Raw genomic sequence first — 16,532 nt, forward strand, 5'->3', positions numbered from 1 at the left:
TCGAAAGCCATCCGATCGCGAAGTCTGACCTTTCCCACAAGGGCATTTACCAGCCTCCAGAGCACCGATTTTGACTGGAGGTCAAATAATGAACATCAAGAGCCTTCTTCTCGGCTCCGCTGCTGCCCTCGCAGCAGTCTCTGGCGCTCAGGCTGCTGACGCCATCGTTGCCGCCGAGCCGGAGCCGCTTGAATACGTTCGCGTTTGCGACGCATTCGGCACCGGCTACTTCTACATCCCGGGCACCGAAACCTGCCTCAAGATCGGCGGTTATGTCCGTTTCCAGGCTGACGTTGGTCCGGATGCCTATGCGGTCGATACCGATTCCAATGGCAATGGTATTATTGATGGTGCCAGTGAACGTGGTCGTAGCGACTGGGATACCTTCGTCCGTGCTCAGCTCGACGTAACCGCAAAGAGCGATACGGAACTCGGCACCCTGACCTCGGTTGCATCGCTGCGCTGGGAATATGGTGCAGACACCGTTTTCACGTCCAACTCCAACACCGTTTACATCAACGAAGCCTACATCCAGCTCGGTGGTTTCAAGGTTGGTCGTTACTACAACCCTTGGGATAAGGGCATCAACGGTGAGTCGGATTGGAATTCCGCTTCGACGACGACCCGCATGAGCTCTGTCGGCTACTTCTACACCGGTGATGCTTTCTCGGCTGGCGTGCAGCTCGATGAGCTTTCTCGGTCGGGTGGCCAGGAGCTTGGTCTCGAAGGTATCGTCACTGCGAAGTTCGGTGCCGTTGCTGTCGACCTTCTGGGTGCTTACGACTTTGGGGCTGAAGAAGGTGCGGTTCGTGCCCTTCTCTCTGCTCCGGTCGGTCCTGGTACCTTCCAAGCTCTTGCCGTATATTCCACCGGTCTCGGCGATACCTATTCCAATGCCTATTATAACCGCGGTGAATGGGCTCTCGCAGCTTCCTACGCTTTCAAGGCTACGGACAAGCTGACCATCACCCCCGGCGGTACCTATGTCTGGAGCGCTGAGGCTGATGCCGATGGCGATTGGGGTGGCGACGACGCTTGGCGCGCTGGCGTAACGATCGATTACGCGATCGTTCCGGGCTTTGCTGCCAAGGTTACCGCGAACTACAACGAAGTTCCGGGCGACGAGTTCTGGGACGGCTTCGTACGTCTCGACCGTACGTTCTAATGAACTTGAGGCTCCCCCGGTTCTTCGGGGGAGCCTCTTGATAAATGGCGGGCCCAAGTGGCCTCCATATGGGGAGCTGAGACCGGGGGAATTGGCTGCATCCGCGGCCTGCATGTGTTTGATCCTTTGGATCGGACGAGACTAGCATTCATGGTAATTTGACTGGAGGTCAAAAAGATGAACATTAAGAGCCTTCTTCTCGGTTCTGCAGCGGCCCTCGCGGCAGTATCCGGCGCCCAGGCTGCCGACGCGATTGTCGCTGCCGAGCCGGAACCCTTGGAATACGTGCGCGTCTGCGATGCTTTCGGCACGGGTTACTTCTACATCCCCGGTACGGAAACCTGCCTCAAGGTAGGTGGTTATGTCCGCTTTGAGCTTGGTTTCGGCCGTGGCGAATATACCGCGACCAACGCTGCTGGTGATGTTACCGGTAACAGCGACTGGGATACCTATACCCGCGCCCAGCTCGACTTCACGGCAAAGAGCGACACCGAACTTGGTACGCTGACTTCGGTCGCTTCGGTGCGTTTCGAGTATGGTGACGACACCCTGTTTACCTCGAACGCAAACGACGTCTACATCAACGAAGCCTCCATCCAGCTCGGCGGCTTCAAGGTCGGTCGTTGGCTGAACTGGTGGGATGAGTACGATCTCCCCGGCGAACTCGACAACCTGGGTTCTCTGCGCCTGAACTCGATCCAGTACATGTACACCAGCGATGCGTTCTTCGCCGGTATCCAGGCGGACGAGCTGTCGTATACAGGCGGCAATGGTGTCGGTGTCGAAGCGATCGTACAGGCCTCTCTCGGCCCGGCGACCATCCAGATCCTCGGCTCCTACGACTTCGAAACTGAGGAAGGCGCGATCCGCGGTATCGGCAGTGTCGCTGTCGGCCCGGGCACGTTCTACCTGGCAGGCGTATACGCCACCGGCGAGAACGCTTATTACGGCGTAGACACGCAGGGTGCCGGCGAAGCAACCGTTGCTGTCGCCTATGCCTGGAAGGCCACCGACAAGCTCGAGATCATCCCGGAAGCCCAGTACATCTGGAACACCGAAGTTGATGCCGACGGTGACTTCGGCGGCGAAGACGCCTGGGGTGCCGGCGTGACCGTCAACTACGAGATCGTCGAAAACTTCGCAGCCAAGGTTGCTGTCAACTATCAGGAAGTTGGCGACGAAGACGGTACCGTACAGGGCATCGTCCGCCTGCAGCGCGACTTCTAATCCGATCTCATCGGATCAAGTTCGGAAGCCCGGCCTTTGCGCCGGGCTTCTTGTTATTGAGGATGGCGGTGGGAGTTGCAGCGGATAGCTGCCGAGCCCGCAGAGAATAAAATCTACTGACGCCCGTACCGCAGGTCCGTTTCGATGTCGGCCTTCTGGCCGAGGCGGACCTTGTAGACCTGATAGTTCTCCATCACCCGCTGCACGTAATTGCGGGTTTCGGGGAAGGGGATGCGCTCGATCCAGTCCACCACCTCGTCGAGAGATTTGCCGCGCGGATCGCCATAGCGGGCGATCCAGTCGGGCACGCGGCGCGGCCCGGCATTATAGGCGATGAAGGTGAGGATATAGGAGCCGCCGAACCTGTCGATCTGCTCGCCGAGGTAATGCGCCCCGAGCGTGGCGTTGTAGCCTGCATCCGTCGTCAGCCGCGCCGCGGCGTAAGTGAGGCCGTGGCGCTTGGCGACGCCCTGGGCGGTGCCGGGCAGGAGCTGCAGCAGGCCGCGCGCATTGGCCGGCGACACGGCGGCCGGGTTGAAGGCGCTCTCCTGGCGGGCGATGGCATAGGCGAGCGCCTTGCCGGAACCGGCGATGTTGGCACCGGCCGGGATGACGCCGATTGGATAGGCGAGCGCCGCCACTTCGATGCCGCGGCCGAAGGCGGTCTTGCCGATCTGCAGCGAAAGGGCGTGGTCGTCCTCCGCTTCCGCGCGGGCGGCCAGGATGGCGATCTCGCCCGGGCTGGTCAACTCCTCCGCGAGCGCCCGGTAGAGCACGCCGGCGCGCTTACTGTGATCCGCCGCTTCCAGCCGGGCGATCGCCCGGACGGCTTCGCGGTTCTCGAAATTCTGGTGGTCGGCGGCTGTCGGCCTCGGATAGGTGACGTCGAGCGCCTTGATGCCGAGGCGGGCGGCCGCGAGCTGGCCGTAGAACGTGCCGGAATAATGCGCCGCCTTGGTGAAGAATTCGCGCGCCTTGCCCGGTCCGCCGTCTTCGGCCGCGCGCCCGAGCCAGTACCAGGCGCGGGAGGCGGAAAGCGGCCTGTTCGATGTATCGAGGAGCTTGCGGAAGTGCTTCTCGGCGGTTGCGGGATCGCGCAGCGCCCGCAGCGCATACCAGCCCGCATGGAATTCCGCGTCGACGATGTCGGTGGAGGAGGTCGCGGTGTAATTGGCCGCAACCCTGTAGGCGAGCTTGAAATCGCCCTGGTCGGCGAGCCCGCGCGCCACGATGCGCCGCTCGTTCCACCACTCGGCCGTGTTGACCAGCCTGGCTGCCTCGCGCGGTGCCTTGTCCAGAAGTGCCGCGGCGTCGCGATATTTGTCCTGCCGGCGGAGATATTCGATGCGAGCGAAGAGATAGCCCGGATCGCCCTTCCAGGAACCGTCGACGGCATCGAGCAGGGCGCCGGCGTTCTTGGCATTGCCGATCACCGCGGCCCAGGCCTTGTAGAGCGATTGCGCCTTGCCGAGGTCGGCGAAGCGCTTCGCCTGGTTCGCGCGGCCCCTGTACATCAGGTAGTCCATGCGCGCCTTGTGATCGGCAGCGGAGAAGAGCGCCGGGAACTCGGCGAGGATCTTGTCTTCCGTCGGCTTGTCGAGAGGCTGGGAAATCCAGATCTGGCGAAGCGGGCGGGCTGCGTCGGCACTTCTGCCGGAGGCCACGAGCGCGCGGGCGAGGATGATTGCGCCCTCCGTCGTTTCGGGCCGGGTGGAGCCGAAGGCGGCGAGTATGGTGGAGGCTGGCGGATTTTCTCTGTAAAGGGCGCGTTCGGAATTGGCGCGCAGGCCTTTGAGCCCCGGCCAGCCCTGAAGCTCGCGTTGGGCGGCGGCGATCTCGCCGGAGGGAACGCCGGGCGCGCCCGACGTGGCGATCGCCCAGGTGAGGATATGCCGGTCGAGCGAGCCTTCGGCCAGGCCGTTGCGGATGGCGAGCGCCTGCGCGACATCGTTGTCGGAAAGGGCGTCGAGCCCTTCCTTGAGTACGACCGCGGGCTGCAGCCGCCCGGTCCGCGGTATCGCTCCCGTGATGTCCGGCACCGGCATGGCCGCGGGCATCGGGACGGTCGCCGGCCTCTCGGGTCTGACGAACGGCAGCGGCGCTACGCTGTCGGGAAGCGAAGCGGCAAAGCTGCGCACGCTCGCCTCGCCAAGCCCCAGGGCGGCACCCAGGGTAGCAACGATCAGAACGGGCCTGTTCATCCGGTAACTCGCGATAAAGATTATTGAACCCCTATTAGCCGTCCGCTGGATTAATGAAATCTTACCATACTTATGAAAATGCGCGATTTCTTACATGGGATTCCGCATGAAATCCGCTGTCGTCGCGCTTGTCGCCGCTTTCCCTCCGCTTTATGGTGCGCGACCTGCGAGGCCGTCGGAAAGATGCTCCGCCGCGTTGCGGTCCGGTCCGTCCGAAGGGCCCGGCAGCCTCGATTAGTCACGGATTGCGGCCGAAGCATGGACTGCGGCCGATTGGGAGTTTTGCATGTTCAAGGGATCAATGCCCGCGCTCGTCACCCCCTTCACCGCCGAAGGCGCGGTCGATGAAGCGGCCTTCGCCGCCCATGTGGAGTGGCAGATCGGCGAAGGCAGCAGCGGCCTGGTGCCGGTCGGCACCACCGGTGAATCGCCGACGCTCTCCCATGACGAGCACAAGCGCGTCGTGGAACTCTGCATCGAGGTGGTGAAAAAGCGGGTTCCCGTCATTGCCGGCGCCGGCTCCAACAACACGAGGGAAGCGGTCGAGCTGGCCGTGCATGCGGAAAAGGCGGGCGCCGACGCCGTCCTGGTCGTGACGCCCTATTACAACAAGCCGACCCAGAAGGGCCTGATCGCGCATTTTTCGGCGATCGCCGAAGCCACGAAGCTGCCGATCATCATCTACAACATCCCGCCGCGCTCGGTCATCGACATGTCGCCGGAAACGATGGGCGCGCTCGTGAAGGCGCACCGGAACATCGTCGGCGTCAAGGATGCGACCGGCAAACTGGAGCGCGTCTCCGAGCAGCGCATCACCTGCGGCAAGGATTTCATCCAGCTTTCGGGTGAGGATGCGACCGCCCTCGGCTTCAATGCGCATGGCGGCGTCGGCTGCATCTCGGTCACGGCCAATGTCGCGCCGCGTCTCTGTGCCGAATTCCAGGCGGCGACGCTTGCCGGCGATTACGGGAAGGCGCTGGAATACCAGGACCGGCTGATGCCGCTCCACAAGGCGATCTTCATGGAACCCGGCCTTTGCGGCGCGAAATACGGCCTTCACAAGACCCGCGGCATGAACCGCACGGTGCGCTCGCCGCTCATCTCGACGCTGGAACCGGCAACGGAAGCCGCGATCGATGCGGCGCTCCGCCACGCTGGACTGTTGAACTGAGCATTCCGCCAAAACCAAAGACGCAAAAGCTTCACATTTCCCGTCTCGCGCATTAGATAGGACCGGAACCCCGCTCATTGCCCCATCATCCGGGATTATGGGCGGGGATTTGCTTTCGATAAAGGGTGGAACGGAATTCGGTCATGGCACCCAAAGGCAGCCAGCGCACGGTGAACAAGATTGTCGCGGAAAACCGCAAGGCCCGCTTCAACTACGAAATCATCGACACTTACGAGGCCGGCCTGGTGCTGACGGGGACCGAGGTCAAGTCGTTGCGCGACGGTAAGGCGAATATCGCCGAATCCTACGCATCCGACGAGGGCGACGAGATCTGGCTGATCAATTCGCACCTGCCGGAATATCTGCAGGCGAACCGCTTCAACCACGAACCGCGCCGCCGCCGCAAGCTTCTTCTGTCGAAGCGCGAGATCAACCGCCTGCGCGCCGCCATCAACCGCGAAGGCATGACGCTCGTGCCGCTGAAGATCTATTTCAACGACAAGGGCCGCGCCAAGCTGGAGCTTGCGCTCGCGAAGGGCAAGAAGCTGCACGACAAGCGCGAGACGGAGAAGGAGCGCGACTGGAACCGCCAGAAGTCGCGGCTTCTGAAGGCGAACTGACCGGCGCAGGCCGGTGCTGTGGAAAGGCGCTCGAGTTACCGGCTTCGAGGCGCTCTGACGAACTGTCGTGAACTTTGCCCTTCGCCACCCGTTGAGAGGACGGAGGTGGCTTATGGCCTATGCGGATATCATCATGGATGCGATCGACCGGCGCAAGGTCCTCGAACTCCGCTACAAGGACGTGGCGCGCAAGGTGCGGCCGCACATCCTGGGTTATGTGGGCGAGGGGGAACTGGCGCTCAGCGGCTGGCAGATTTCCGGCACCGGGGCCGGCTGGCGGCTCTTCCATGTGAACGACATCAGCGAACTTTCCGAGACGGAGCAGGGTTTTCACGGCACGGCGCGCGGTTATAACCGCAACGATCCGGCCTTTTCCCGCATCATCGACCGCATCTGAACCCGATTAGGAACAAAGTCCGCGGCCAATCCGTTGGGTTTCCTTCTGTGAACGCGAGCGGGCGATGACGCGAAAGAAAATCCTCACCTGTCTCATGCTGGTGGTCGGCTTCGGCCTGGCGGGTTACCTGCTCTATCACACCTTCCGCGAACATTCGGTCTCGGAAATCGTCGAGTCCGTCGAGGCCATCCCGACCGTCAATCTGCTGGCGGCGCTCGCCTTCGCATTCGGCTCCTATCTTTGCCTCACCGGTTTCGACTGGACGGGCGTGCGTTACGTGAAGAACGACCTCGCCTATCCGAAGATCGCTCTCGCCTCGTTCATCGCGCTGTCGATCGGCCAGAGCGTCGGCCTCGCGGGCTTGAGCAGCGGCGCGCTGCGCTACCGCTATTACGCCCATTGGAACATGAGCACCGAGGATGTCGCCAAGATCGTGCTGCTCTCCGGTGTCACCGTCGGCATCGGCATGGCCGTGCTGTCGGGCATCGTCCTGGTTCTGAACCCCGGGGATGCCGCTTCGGTTCTGCATTTGAGCGAGGGCGCCATCGTCGCGATCGGCATCGCCTGCCTTGCCGCGACGGCCGGCTATCTGGCGCTTGCCGCCTTCGTCCGTGCGCCCCTGAAAATACGGTCCTGGACGTTCCGGATGCCGGAGCTGAGGATCGCGATCGCCCAGGTGGTGATAGGCACGCTGAATTTCGCGCTGGTCTCCGCCTGCCTGCGCGAGGTCATGGCGGCGAGCGCCGATGTCAGCTACCTGAAGGCCGCCACCGCCTTTGTGCTTGCCAATCTGGCGATCCTCATCACCCATGCGCCGGGCGGTCTCGGCGTATTGGAGGCGACGGTCAGGCATGTGATGGGGGATGCCGCGTCGATCGGCTCGCTGGTCGCCTTCCGAGTGATCTATTTCTTCATCCCTTTGTTCATCGGGCTGCCGCTGTCGCTGATCGTCGAGGCGGTTTTCCGTGCGAGGAAGAGCATGGGAAACAATCCTCCGCTCAATCAGGATGCCGCTGCGGCGGCAGAATGACCGGTCCCACGGGCGGCCATCCGCCTTTCATGCTCCAGCAGCCAGCGCTTGCGCCACAGCCCGCCGCCGTAGCCGGTCAGGCTGCCGTCCGCCGAGAGCACCCGGTGGCAGGGGATGACGATGGCGATCTGGTTGGCGCCGTTGGCGCCGGCGACAGCGCGGGTGGAGGAGGGCAGGCCGAGTTCGGCGGCGATCGCGCCGTAGGTGCGCGACACGCCGACCGGAATAGCCCTGAGCGCATCCCAGACCTGCCGCTGGAACGGCGAGCCGTGGCCGGCGATCCGCGTCTTAAAGCCGGAATCCTCGCCTGCGAAATAGGCTTTCAGCTCCGCTTCGATCTCATCGATCGGCGCGTGCCGGCCCATGACGATGCCGCTGCCGGTGAGTTTCTGCAGTTTGCGGATCTCGGCCGGCAGCGCCTTGCGCTCGACGAATTCGAGAAGGTGCAGGGCGTGGCTGTCGGCGATCGCCATCATCGGCCCGATCGGCGTCTCGATCCAGTCGGCCCGAAGCAGGGTTCTGGCGCGCAGGTTGGCGGGTGCTGCGCCGAAGAGCTTGGTGACCGCACTGCGGAAGCCGCTGCCGGATTCGAAACCGGCGTCGAGCTGCGCGTCGATGACGCTTGCGCCGGAGGTCAGCGTCTCGGCGGCCTTTCCCATGCGCCGCAGTCTGGCGATCTCCAGGAAACTCATGCCGAACTGCCGCTTGAAGGCGCGCCGCGCCGTGGAGGGGTCGATGCCGAACGCGATGACGTCCTCCTCGCTCCAGCGGCGGTGAGGATCGGCATCGAGCGCATCGAGCAGCCGCGTCACCATGGGGTCGGCCTCGCCGAATTTCAGCATCGGCCGGCAGCGGCTGCAGGGGCGGAAGCCCGCCTCCAGGCACTGCGCGATCGTCTCGAAGAAGGTGGTGTTTTCGCGCTTCGGCTTGCGGGCGGGACAGGTGAGACGGCAGAAGATGCCGGTCGTCTTCACCGCCGCCCAGGCAAAGCCTTCGTAAGCCGCGTCGCGGGCGATGAGCGCGTCGTAGAGAATGTCGTCGGAAGGGCGTTCGAAAAGCATGGCGCTTCTCTAGCAGAAGGCAAGGAAAGGCGCCGCCGAAAAACGGGCGCCTATTCTTGTTCGTGGATCAGAGATCGGCCGTCTCGGTCGGCTCCGTCGGGCGGACCGGGCGTTCGGAGGGGTCGCGGCCGACTTCCGGCTTCAGCGTCATCAGGTCGATGAAATGGTCGGCCTGGCGGCGCAGGTCGTCGGCGATCATCGGCGGCTGGGTCTGCATGGTCGAGACGACCGAAACCTTGCGGCCCTTGCGCTGCAGGGCTTCCACCAGCGTGGTGAAATCGCCGTCGCCGGAGAAGAGCACCAGGTGATCGACGGTCTCGGATTGTTCCATGGCATCGATCGCGAGCTCGATGTCCATATTGCCCTTGATCTTGCGGCGGCCCATGGAATCCGTGAATTCCTTGGCGGGCTTGGTGACGACCTTGTAGCCGTTGTAGTCGAGCCAGTCGATCAGCGGGCGGATGGAGGAATATTCCTGATCCTCGATCAGCGCGGTGTAATAATAAGCCCTCAGAAGATAGCCGCGCTTCTGGAAGGCCTTCAACAGTTTCCGGTAATCGATGTCGAAACCGAGACTTTTCGAAGCAGCGTAGAGGTTTGCGCCGTCAATGAAGAGAGCAATCTTCTCCCTTGGGTCAAACATTTGGTCTCCATCCCCTTAGTTCTTATGAACCTGCTTTGCAGGTGGAGCCTGGGTCAATATAAGTTGAACCAAATCTCCTAGTAATCCACTACATTACGAACTATTCATATATCTGTCATTTATGGCACGATTCGCGATAATCCAAGCAACTGGTGATTGAATATCGCAACTGTCCCAAGGAGCGGGTCGGAGAGCGTTCAAAAGTCGCTTGACAGGAAAAACTTGAATTCGCCGCGCAATGGCTGTATCGGGCGTAGCAATTCCAGAAATCATGACCCAAAGGACAGGCAATGGCCCGTGTCACAGTAGAAGATTGCATTGACAAAGTCGATAACCGTTTCGAACTCGTCCTGCTTGCGAGCCACCGCGCCCGCCAGATCTCGCAGGGTGCGCCGATCACGATCGACCGCGACAATGACAAGAACCCGGTCGTCGCCCTTCGCGAAATCGCCGACGAGACGCTTTCTCCGGATGACCTCAAGGAAGATCTCATCCATTCGCTGCAGAAGCATGTGGAAGTGGACGAGCCCGAGCCCGATCCGGCTTCGCTGATCGCCGCCGGCGGCGTCTCGGTCGCCTCCGAGCGCGACGAGGAGGAGGACCTTCCGGAACCCGTCACTTTCGACCAGATGTCGGAAGAGGAGCTTCTCGCCGGCATCGAGGGTCTCGTGCCGCCGGAAAAGAGCGACGACTACTAAGTAAATCTGCTGCTTAGCAAGTTTTCGTTCATCCTCTCGCCCTAATCTGGCTGGATGTCTTATGATGGCTGCGCCAATCCGACGGTTGGCGCGCCATTTTCTTTTCGTTCAGGGCGCCTATCGAGGACAGAATACAGGATGATGCGGCAATACGAGCTCGTGGAGCGGGTTCAGAAGTACAAGCCCGACGCCAACGAAGCTCTCCTCAACAAAGCCTATGTCTATGCCATGCAGAAGCATGGCCAGCAGAAGCGCGCCAGCGGCGACCCTTACATCTCCCATCCGCTCGAAGTCGCCGCCATCCTGACCGACATGCATCTGGACGAGTCGACGATCGCGGTCGCCCTGCTGCACGACACGATCGAGGACACGACCGCCACCCGTGCCGAGATCGATGAGCTCTTCGGCGAGGATATCGGCCGGCTGGTCGAGGGCTTGACCAAGCTGAAGCGCCTCGACCTCGTCTCCAAGAAGGCCAAGCAGGCGGAAAACCTGAGAAAGCTGCTGCTCGCCATTTCCGACGACGTGCGCGTGCTGCTGGTCAAGCTCGCCGACCGGCTGCACAACATGCGCACGCTGGAGCACATGAAGCCGGAGCAGAAGGCGCGCATTTCCGAAGAGACCATGGATATCTATGCGCCGCTCGCCGGCCGCATGGGCATGCAGGACATGCGCGACGAGCTGGAGGAGCTCTCCTTCCGCTATATGAATCCGGAGGCCTACGAGACGGTCACCAAGCGGCTCGCCGATCTGGAGGCCCGCAACCAGGGCCTCATCAAGAAGATCGAGGACGAGCTGCGCGAGCTCCTGATCGCCAACGGTCTCACCGATCCCTTTGTCAAAGGCCGGCAGAAGAAGCCCTATTCGGTGTTCCGCAAGATGCAGTCGAAGTCGCTCTCCTTCGAGCAGCTTTCGGACGTCTACGGCTTCCGCATTGTCGTCGGCGATATTCCTTCCTGCTACCGCGCGCTCGGCATCGTCCACACCCGCTGGCGCGTCGTGCCGGGCCGTTTCAAGGACTATATCTCGAACCCGAAGCAGAACGACTACCGATCGATCCACACGACCATCGTCGGTCCTTCGCGCCAGCGCATCGAGCTGCAGATCCGCACCCAGCTCATGCAGGAGATCGCCGAATACGGGATCGCCGCCCATGCGCTCTATAAGGACGGCAGGGCGGGGGAGCTGCTGCCGCGGGAATCCAACGCCTATTCCTGGCTCCGCCACACGATCGAATCGCTTGCCGAAGGCGATAACCCGGAAGAATTCCTGGAGCATACCAAGCTCGAACTCTTCCAGGACCAGGTCTTCTGCTTCACGCCCAAGGGCAAGCTGATCGCGCTGCCGCGGGGCGCCACCCCGATCGATTTCGCCTATGCGGTCCATACCAACATCGGCGACACGACGGTCGGCGCCAAGATCAACGGCCGCATCATGCCGCTCGTCACCCGCCTCAACAACGGCGACGAAGTGGAGATCATCCGTTCCGGCGTGCAGGTGCCCCCGGCGGCCTGGGAGGAGATCGTCGTCACCGGCAAGGCGCGTTCGGCGATCCGCCGCGCCACCCGCATGGCGATCCGCAAGCAGTATGCCGGCCTCGGCCACCGCATCCTGGAGCGCACCTTCGAGCGCGCCGGCAAGGTCTTTTCCCGCGAGGCGCTGAAGCCGGCGCTGCATCGGCTGGCCTACAAGGATGTCGAGGATGCGATCGCCGCCGTGGGGCGCGGCGAGCTCTCGTCGCTGGATGTGCTGCGCGCCGTCTTCCCGGACTACAAGGACGAGCGCGTCACCGTGAAGCCGGCCGATGACGGCTGGTTCAACATGCGCAGCGCGTCGGGCATGATCTTCAAACTGCCGGATCAGCGGCGGATGGCGCCGGAAGAGATCGAGGCGGGACCTGACCCGCTGCCGATCCGCGGCCTTTCCGGCACCATACAGGTCAAGTTCGCGCCGAGCGGCGCAGTGCCGGGCGACCGCATCGTCGGCATCATGGAGAAGAACAAGGGCATCACCATCTATCCGATCCAGGCCTCCGCCCTGCAGCGCTTCGACGATCAGCCGGAGCGCTGGATCGACGTGCGCTGGGATCTCGACGAGGCGAACAAGTCCCGTTTCCTGGCCCGTATCGAGGTCAACACGCTGAACGAGCCCGGCACGCTCGCGACCGTCGCCCAGACGATCGCAAGACTCGACATCAACATCCGCACGCTGACGATGGGCAGCAACCGCGCCGACGACTTTTCCGAGATCACCATGGAAGTCGAGGTCTGGGACCTGCGCCAGTTGAACCAGCTCCTGTCGCAGCTGAAGGAGCTCGACGTCGTGGCGAATGTCAAACGGGTGTATGACTAGGCATAGGCTGCGCCGGATCGGCTTGCCTTCCGCCTTGCATATTCCAATTTAAATGTCGTTGGCAGGTAGGAAGCGGCTATGTCCGATGATCGTAAGGCTGCCCTGGTGCGGATAACCGGTAGGGTGCAGGGCGTCAGCTACCGTGTCTGGACGCGCAACGAGGCGACGCGGCTCGGTCTGACGGGCTGGGTCCGCAACGAGGAGGATGGGTCCGTCACCGCCTTGATCGCGGGGCCCGATACCGCGGTCTTGGCCATGATCGAGCGTTTCTGGCACGGGCCTTCCGGCGCATCTGTTTCCGGCGTGGAGACGGAATTGACCGTGACCGAGGAGATGCCGGCGGGATTCCGCATCACCGGCTGATCCGGTCGAGCGCTTGGACGCTGTTGCAGTGACGCCGTCATCTCGGGTACTCAAGCGGACATACCCAAATACGATACGTCCATCGGAGGAGTGCACGTCATGGCTGGTGAAACGCCCATCAAGTCAACGAAGGCCGTAAGGAAGACCGCCGCCAGGCCCGCGGCCGGGGAGCCGGTCCTTCTCTCGGGCGGCAATCCCCAGATCGCGAAGGGCTACGGCGATGCTCCCGTGCGGGCCTATATCGCGGCCATGCCGGGCTGGAAAAGCGATCTCGGCCGCCGCCTCGACGCGCTCATCGAGCGCGAGGTCCCCGGCGTGCGCAAGGCGGTCAAGTGGAACACGCCCTTCTATGGCATGCAGGACGATGTCTGGTTCGTCGCCTTTCACTGCTTCACGAAATACGTGAAGGTGACCTTCTTCCGCGGCACGTCGCTGCGTCCTGTCCCGCCCGGCGCGTCCAAGCACAATGAAGTGCGCTATCTCGACATCTACGAAGACCGGTTCGATGAGGCCCAGTTCGTCGATTGGGTGAAGCAAGCCAGCCAGTTGCCGGGCGAACGAATGTGAGCGAAAGGTCGCGAGGCGCATGCGTGGCGGAAGCGGATATGGGATACGGAACCTCGACGAAGACGCCTGATCGGCCGCTCACGGGGAGAGGGGCCGGGAGCGAGCGGGGACGAGGGCGCGTGAGCCAGCCGCCCGAGCTGTTGCGCCGCCTGCTGCGCGCGAAAGACCGGATGGACGCCGCCTCGCACGAGGAGTGGCCTGTCCCGCGGCTGGCGCGCGTGAGCGGCGTCTCCGAGGCCCATTTCGCGCGATCGTTCAAGGAGGCCTTCGGCGTCCCGCCGCACCGGTATCTGCTGACGCGTCGTATCGAGCGGGCCAAGGCGCTGCTCCGCGACACGGACCTGCCGATCACCGAGATCGCGTTCCAGACGGGCTGGAATAGCCTGGGAACGTTCGGGCGCACGTTCCGCGACGTCACCGGCGAGAGCCCCGGTCAGCTCCGTGCGCGCGAAAAAGCCGCTCCGCACCAGCTCGAGCAGGTGCCGGCCTGCTTCCTCAGCGCCGCCCATCGGCCCGGCCTCATGATCGCAGTTTTGGAGAAGCGGCGGCGGGACGCGGGCGATAGTATGGGCGCGTCACAACAAATGGAGGTCCCATGAGCCAGGGTGTCGGAGTGGTCGGTTTGTACGTTCGCGATCAGGAGGAAGCGCTCCAGTTCTATGTCGAAAAGCTCGGATTCCGCGTCCATACCGACGCGCGGAACGGCGATTACCGCTGGCTGACGGTGCAGCATCCGGACCAGCCGTCCTTCCAGCTCGGCCTGTTCATGCCGCAGCCGCCGGTGCTCGACGCGGCGACCGCGCAGACCCTGCGCGAGATCGTGGCGAAGGGTGCCATGCCGCCGCTCGTGCTTGTCGTCGACGACTGCCGCGCCGCCTACGAGCGGATGCGCGCCCGCGGGGTGGAGTTCACGCAGGAGCCCGTGGACCGTTACGGCGCCGTGGACGCCGGCTTCCGCGATCCGTCGGGGAATGGATGGAAGATGATCGAAGCACGGTGATATCCGGGACGAACCCGAACGGAGTCATGGCGAATGGGGAAGAGCCGACCATGAGGAAAGCGACGACAGAGGAAGCGGGAGAGCTCTCTCCTTCTCGGCTGATAGATGGGAGAATTAAGGAGCTCGGCGATTGGCGTGGCGAAACGCTCGCGCGGGTCCGAAGTCTCATCAGAGCGGCCGATCCGGAGATGGTCGAGGAATGGAAGTGGAGAGGGGTTCCGGTATGGGAGCATGCCGGGATCGTCTGCACAGGCGAGACGTACAAGGCTGCCGTGAAGTTGACCTTCGCCAGAGGCGCCTCGCTGGACGACCCTTCGGGCCTTTTCAACTCCAGCCTCGAAGGCAACACCAGGCGCGCCATCGATTTCCACGAGGGCGACAGGATCGATGAAGAGGCGTTGACGGCGCTCATTCGCGCCGCCGTGGCGCTGAACACTGCGAAGCGCACCACCGCTCGGCCCGCCCGCTCCAAGGGGCCAAAGAGCGCGTCATGAGAATGACCGTTCTCGGGCGCCACAGGCAGGGCCGGACCGGCAGGGGCATCTTTCCGGTTCCTTCCTCATCGCCCGGCCTGGCTCATGCCTTGTCGCAGTCAGAACGAGAGGGTGGCGGCCCCTTCCTTGATCTCGGCATGCATGGCGCTTGCTCCGACGATGACGACGCCGTCGAGGAGGTCGTCCTGCTCGTAGCCGCGTGATTTCACGCAGGGCGGGCAGGCCCAGATCGTGCCGCCGCGGTTCTGGAAATCCTCGATCGATTTCGCGAGCGGATCGAGCGGGGGGACATGTGTCATGCGCTGGCCGCCCTTCCGCACCAGATCGATCGCGGTGCTGGTGAGGAAGACCGAGACCTTGAGGCCGGCGGTGATGCCGCCATTGGCGATCGTGAAGGCGACGGACGAAAGTTCGGAATCGATGCCCTTGGTGACGAGCACGACCAGTTTGTCAGTTGGCGTTTGCATAGTATTCTCCGGCAAGTGAGTTGAACGTATTCACTCTAGGAAGGCGGGCGGCGCCCGTCTTTGGCCGAAATGCGGGAAACCTTGTCCGAAAATCCTCGTCATACGCGCGGCGTGGCGCGGGACGACGTGCTGTCGGCGCTGCTGTCGACGATCCGCCTTTCGGGATCGCTGCAATTCTGCTTCATGCCGTCCGGCGACTGGCAGACCGACGACAAACCCGCCATGGCGGATCTGTCGGGAAAGGCAAGCGGCACGATACCGTTTCACATCCTTGTCGCGGGCCATTGCTGGCTGAAGATGGAAGGTGAGGAGGCAAGGCTTGAGGCGGGCGACGTGCTCGTCTTCCCTTTCGGCACCGGACATCAGCTCGGCGCCGGAAGCGACGGCGTTCTGGTCGATCCGGTGGGCGAATTGCCGCCGAAGCCGTGGCGGCAAATTCCCGTTCTCCGGTATGGCGAGGACCCGCAAGGGGCAAGGCTGCTCTGCGGCTATCTGCAGTGCGACGCGCTGGGCTTCGCACCGCTGAGACGGGCGCTGCCGAAGCTGATCCATGTGAGGACGCGCAGCGCGAATGACGCAGACTGGCTGCGCGCCACTATCCGGCAGATGGTGGAGGAAGTCGACAGGCCGCGTGCGGGCGGGGTCTCCATGCTGCCGAGGCTCACCGAAATCATCTTCATCGAAATCCTGCGCCACCAGATCATGATGGCCGAACCGCGCGACGCCGGCTGGCTGGCCGCGCTTGCCGACGCGGCGCTGTCGCGCTGCCTGTCCCTCATCCACGACGACCCGGCGCGCGACTGGTCCTTAGAGGATTTGTCGGCCGCCTCGGGCTTGTCGCGCAGCGTGCTGGCGGAACGTTTCCAGACGATCCTCGGCACCCCGCCGATCAGATATGTGCGCGACTGGCGGCTCTATCTGGCGAGCGTGGCTCTGGCCACGACCGGCCGGGCGATCGCGGCGATTGCGTATGAAGCCGGATATGCGACGGAGGCGGCGTTCAATCGTGCCTTCTCGCGCGCCTTCGGCACGCCGCCGGCGACATGGCGCGCAATGGCGAAGGCTTGAGCCCGATC

General features: G+C 63.1%; 18 protein-coding genes. 14 read left to right on the plus strand and 4 right to left on the minus strand.

Going from position 1 to position 16,532, the window contains the following annotated elements:
• Positions 1–88 precede the first annotated feature (88 nt).
• Both ACMGE0_RS06600 and ACMGE0_RS06605 read left to right on the plus strand, forming a co-directional pair.
• Positions 89–1,165, plus strand: a complete 1,077-nt coding sequence (locus ACMGE0_RS06600) for a porin (protein ID WP_436815082.1) — start codon at positions 89–91, stop codon at positions 1,163–1,165.
• A 177-nt stretch (positions 1,166–1,342) separates the two neighbouring features.
• Positions 1,343–2,392, plus strand: coding sequence for a porin (locus ACMGE0_RS06605; RefSeq protein WP_436815083.1), 1,050 nt, complete (start codon positions 1,343–1,345; stop codon positions 2,390–2,392).
• Between the two features lie 113 nt (positions 2,393–2,505).
• Here ACMGE0_RS06605 and ACMGE0_RS06610 read toward each other — a convergent pair whose 3' ends face one another.
• Entirely contained in the window at positions 2,506–4,593 is a 2,088-nt protein-coding gene (locus ACMGE0_RS06610; protein ID WP_436815084.1) for a lytic transglycosylase domain-containing protein, read from the minus strand.
• Positions 4,594–4,879: 286 nt separating this feature from the next.
• Here ACMGE0_RS06610 and dapA point away from each other — a divergent pair, with 286 nt between their 5' ends.
• The 4 genes from dapA to ACMGE0_RS06630 all read left to right on the plus strand — a co-directional run bounded on the left by dapA (position 4,880) and on the right by ACMGE0_RS06630 (position 7,811).
• The gene (gene dapA, locus ACMGE0_RS06615) at positions 4,880–5,764 is read left to right on the plus strand and encodes a 4-hydroxy-tetrahydrodipicolinate synthase (RefSeq protein ID WP_436815085.1); all 885 of its coding nucleotides are present in this window, start codon (positions 4,880–4,882) and stop codon (positions 5,762–5,764) included.
• Between the two features lie 143 nt (positions 5,765–5,907).
• Complete coding sequence (gene smpB, locus ACMGE0_RS06620; protein ID WP_436815086.1) at positions 5,908–6,384, plus strand: SsrA-binding protein SmpB; 477 nt, start codon at positions 5,908–5,910, stop codon at positions 6,382–6,384.
• Between the two features lie 112 nt (positions 6,385–6,496).
• Positions 6,497–6,781 carry a hypothetical protein gene (locus tag ACMGE0_RS06625; RefSeq protein WP_436815087.1) on the plus strand — a complete coding sequence of 95 codons (285 nt, stop codon included), beginning with the start codon at positions 6,497–6,499 and terminating at the stop codon, positions 6,779–6,781.
• Positions 6,782–6,845: 64 nt separating this feature from the next.
• On the plus strand, positions 6,846–7,811 hold the full coding sequence (locus ACMGE0_RS06630) for a lysylphosphatidylglycerol synthase transmembrane domain-containing protein (RefSeq protein WP_436815088.1): 966 nt from the start codon (positions 6,846–6,848) through the stop codon (positions 7,809–7,811).
• On the opposite strand, the gene ACMGE0_RS06635 is transcribed toward ACMGE0_RS06630, so the two are convergent.
• Together ACMGE0_RS06635 and ACMGE0_RS06640 are read right to left on the minus strand one after the other, a co-directional pair.
• Complete coding sequence (locus ACMGE0_RS06635; protein ID WP_436815089.1) at positions 7,784–8,872, minus strand: bifunctional transcriptional activator/DNA repair enzyme AdaA; 1,089 nt, start codon at positions 8,870–8,872, stop codon at positions 7,784–7,786. The two genes, ACMGE0_RS06630 and ACMGE0_RS06635, sit on opposite strands and share 28 nt — an antisense overlap.
• A gap of 67 nt (positions 8,873–8,939) precedes the next feature.
• The gene (locus ACMGE0_RS06640) at positions 8,940–9,515 is read right to left on the minus strand and encodes a LabA-like NYN domain-containing protein (RefSeq protein WP_436815090.1); all 576 of its coding nucleotides are present in this window, start codon (positions 9,513–9,515) and stop codon (positions 8,940–8,942) included.
• A gap of 290 nt (positions 9,516–9,805) precedes the next feature.
• On the opposite strand from ACMGE0_RS06640, the gene rpoZ reads away from it, so the two are divergent.
• From rpoZ to ACMGE0_RS06675, 7 genes are all read left to right on the plus strand, one after another.
• Positions 9,806–10,213, plus strand: coding sequence for a DNA-directed RNA polymerase subunit omega (gene rpoZ / locus ACMGE0_RS06645; protein ID WP_436815091.1), 408 nt, complete (start codon positions 9,806–9,808; stop codon positions 10,211–10,213).
• 138 nt (positions 10,214–10,351) lie between these two features.
• Positions 10,352–12,565 carry a RelA/SpoT family protein gene (locus ACMGE0_RS06650; RefSeq protein WP_436815092.1) on the plus strand — a complete coding sequence of 738 codons (2,214 nt, stop codon included), beginning with the start codon at positions 10,352–10,354 and terminating at the stop codon, positions 12,563–12,565.
• A 78-nt stretch (positions 12,566–12,643) separates the two neighbouring features.
• Positions 12,644–12,928, plus strand: coding sequence for an acylphosphatase (locus tag ACMGE0_RS06655; RefSeq protein WP_436815093.1), 285 nt, complete (start codon positions 12,644–12,646; stop codon positions 12,926–12,928).
• Positions 12,929–13,027: 99 nt separating this feature from the next.
• Entirely contained in the window at positions 13,028–13,495 is a 468-nt protein-coding gene (locus tag ACMGE0_RS06660) for a DUF1801 domain-containing protein (protein WP_436815094.1), read from the plus strand.
• Positions 13,496–13,665: 170 nt separating this feature from the next.
• The gene (locus ACMGE0_RS06665) at positions 13,666–14,094 is read left to right on the plus strand and encodes a helix-turn-helix transcriptional regulator (RefSeq protein ID WP_436815499.1); all 429 of its coding nucleotides are present in this window, start codon (positions 13,666–13,668) and stop codon (positions 14,092–14,094) included.
• Positions 14,091–14,495 carry a VOC family protein gene (locus ACMGE0_RS06670; protein ID WP_436815095.1) on the plus strand — a complete coding sequence of 135 codons (405 nt, stop codon included), beginning with the start codon at positions 14,091–14,093 and terminating at the stop codon, positions 14,493–14,495. The genes ACMGE0_RS06665 and ACMGE0_RS06670 overlap by 4 nt, the downstream gene beginning before the upstream one ends.
• 50 nt (positions 14,496–14,545) lie before the next feature.
• Positions 14,546–14,989 carry a DUF1801 domain-containing protein gene (locus tag ACMGE0_RS06675; RefSeq protein ID WP_436815096.1) on the plus strand — a complete coding sequence of 148 codons (444 nt, stop codon included), beginning with the start codon at positions 14,546–14,548 and terminating at the stop codon, positions 14,987–14,989.
• A gap of 98 nt (positions 14,990–15,087) precedes the next feature.
• On the opposite strand, the gene ACMGE0_RS06680 is transcribed toward ACMGE0_RS06675, so the two are convergent.
• Positions 15,088–15,456: a DsrE family protein gene (locus ACMGE0_RS06680; protein ID WP_436815097.1), complete on the minus strand. Its 369-nt coding sequence runs from the start codon at positions 15,454–15,456 to the stop codon at positions 15,088–15,090.
• A gap of 69 nt (positions 15,457–15,525) precedes the next feature.
• Between ACMGE0_RS06680 and ACMGE0_RS06685 the strand changes: the two genes are divergently transcribed.
• A complete protein-coding gene (locus tag ACMGE0_RS06685) occupies positions 15,526–16,524 on the plus strand; it encodes an AraC family transcriptional regulator (RefSeq protein WP_436815098.1) in 999 nt (332 codons plus the stop codon).
• The last annotated feature ends 8 nt before the right edge of the window (positions 16,525–16,532 follow it).

The sequence above is a fragment of the Neorhizobium descurainiae genome (genome assembly GCF_051400715.1).
In the GTDB taxonomy this organism is placed as follows: domain Bacteria; phylum Pseudomonadota; class Alphaproteobacteria; order Rhizobiales; family Rhizobiaceae; genus Neorhizobium.

Coding starts and splice junctions, on each gene's coding strand:
- ACMGE0_RS06600 (WP_436815082.1), top strand. CDS start 89: ATGAACATCAAGAGCCTTCTTCTCGGCTCCGCTGCTGCCCTCGCAGCA.
- ACMGE0_RS06605 (WP_436815083.1), top strand. CDS start 1,343: ATGAACATTAAGAGCCTTCTTCTCGGTTCTGCAGCGGCCCTCGCGGCA.
- ACMGE0_RS06610 (WP_436815084.1), bottom strand. CDS start 4,593: ATGAACAGGCCCGTTCTGATCGTTGCTACCCTGGGTGCCGCCCTGGGG.
- dapA (WP_436815085.1), top strand. CDS start 4,880: ATGTTCAAGGGATCAATGCCCGCGCTCGTCACCCCCTTCACCGCCGAA.
- smpB (WP_436815086.1), top strand. CDS start 5,908: ATGGCACCCAAAGGCAGCCAGCGCACGGTGAACAAGATTGTCGCGGAA.
- ACMGE0_RS06625 (WP_436815087.1), top strand. CDS start 6,497: ATGGCCTATGCGGATATCATCATGGATGCGATCGACCGGCGCAAGGTC.
- ACMGE0_RS06630 (WP_436815088.1), top strand. CDS start 6,846: ATGACGCGAAAGAAAATCCTCACCTGTCTCATGCTGGTGGTCGGCTTC.
- ACMGE0_RS06635 (WP_436815089.1), bottom strand. CDS start 8,872: ATGCTTTTCGAACGCCCTTCCGACGACATTCTCTACGACGCGCTCATC.
- ACMGE0_RS06640 (WP_436815090.1), bottom strand. CDS start 9,515: ATGTTTGACCCAAGGGAGAAGATTGCTCTCTTCATTGACGGCGCAAAC.
- rpoZ (WP_436815091.1), top strand. CDS start 9,806: ATGGCCCGTGTCACAGTAGAAGATTGCATTGACAAAGTCGATAACCGT.
- ACMGE0_RS06650 (WP_436815092.1), top strand. CDS start 10,352: ATGATGCGGCAATACGAGCTCGTGGAGCGGGTTCAGAAGTACAAGCCC.
- ACMGE0_RS06655 (WP_436815093.1), top strand. CDS start 12,644: ATGTCCGATGATCGTAAGGCTGCCCTGGTGCGGATAACCGGTAGGGTG.
- ACMGE0_RS06660 (WP_436815094.1), top strand. CDS start 13,028: ATGGCTGGTGAAACGCCCATCAAGTCAACGAAGGCCGTAAGGAAGACC.
- ACMGE0_RS06665 (WP_436815499.1), top strand. CDS start 13,666: ATGGACGCCGCCTCGCACGAGGAGTGGCCTGTCCCGCGGCTGGCGCGC.
- ACMGE0_RS06670 (WP_436815095.1), top strand. CDS start 14,091: ATGAGCCAGGGTGTCGGAGTGGTCGGTTTGTACGTTCGCGATCAGGAG.
- ACMGE0_RS06675 (WP_436815096.1), top strand. CDS start 14,546: ATGAGGAAAGCGACGACAGAGGAAGCGGGAGAGCTCTCTCCTTCTCGG.
- ACMGE0_RS06680 (WP_436815097.1), bottom strand. CDS start 15,456: ATGCAAACGCCAACTGACAAACTGGTCGTGCTCGTCACCAAGGGCATC.
- ACMGE0_RS06685 (WP_436815098.1), top strand. CDS start 15,526: ATGCGGGAAACCTTGTCCGAAAATCCTCGTCATACGCGCGGCGTGGCG.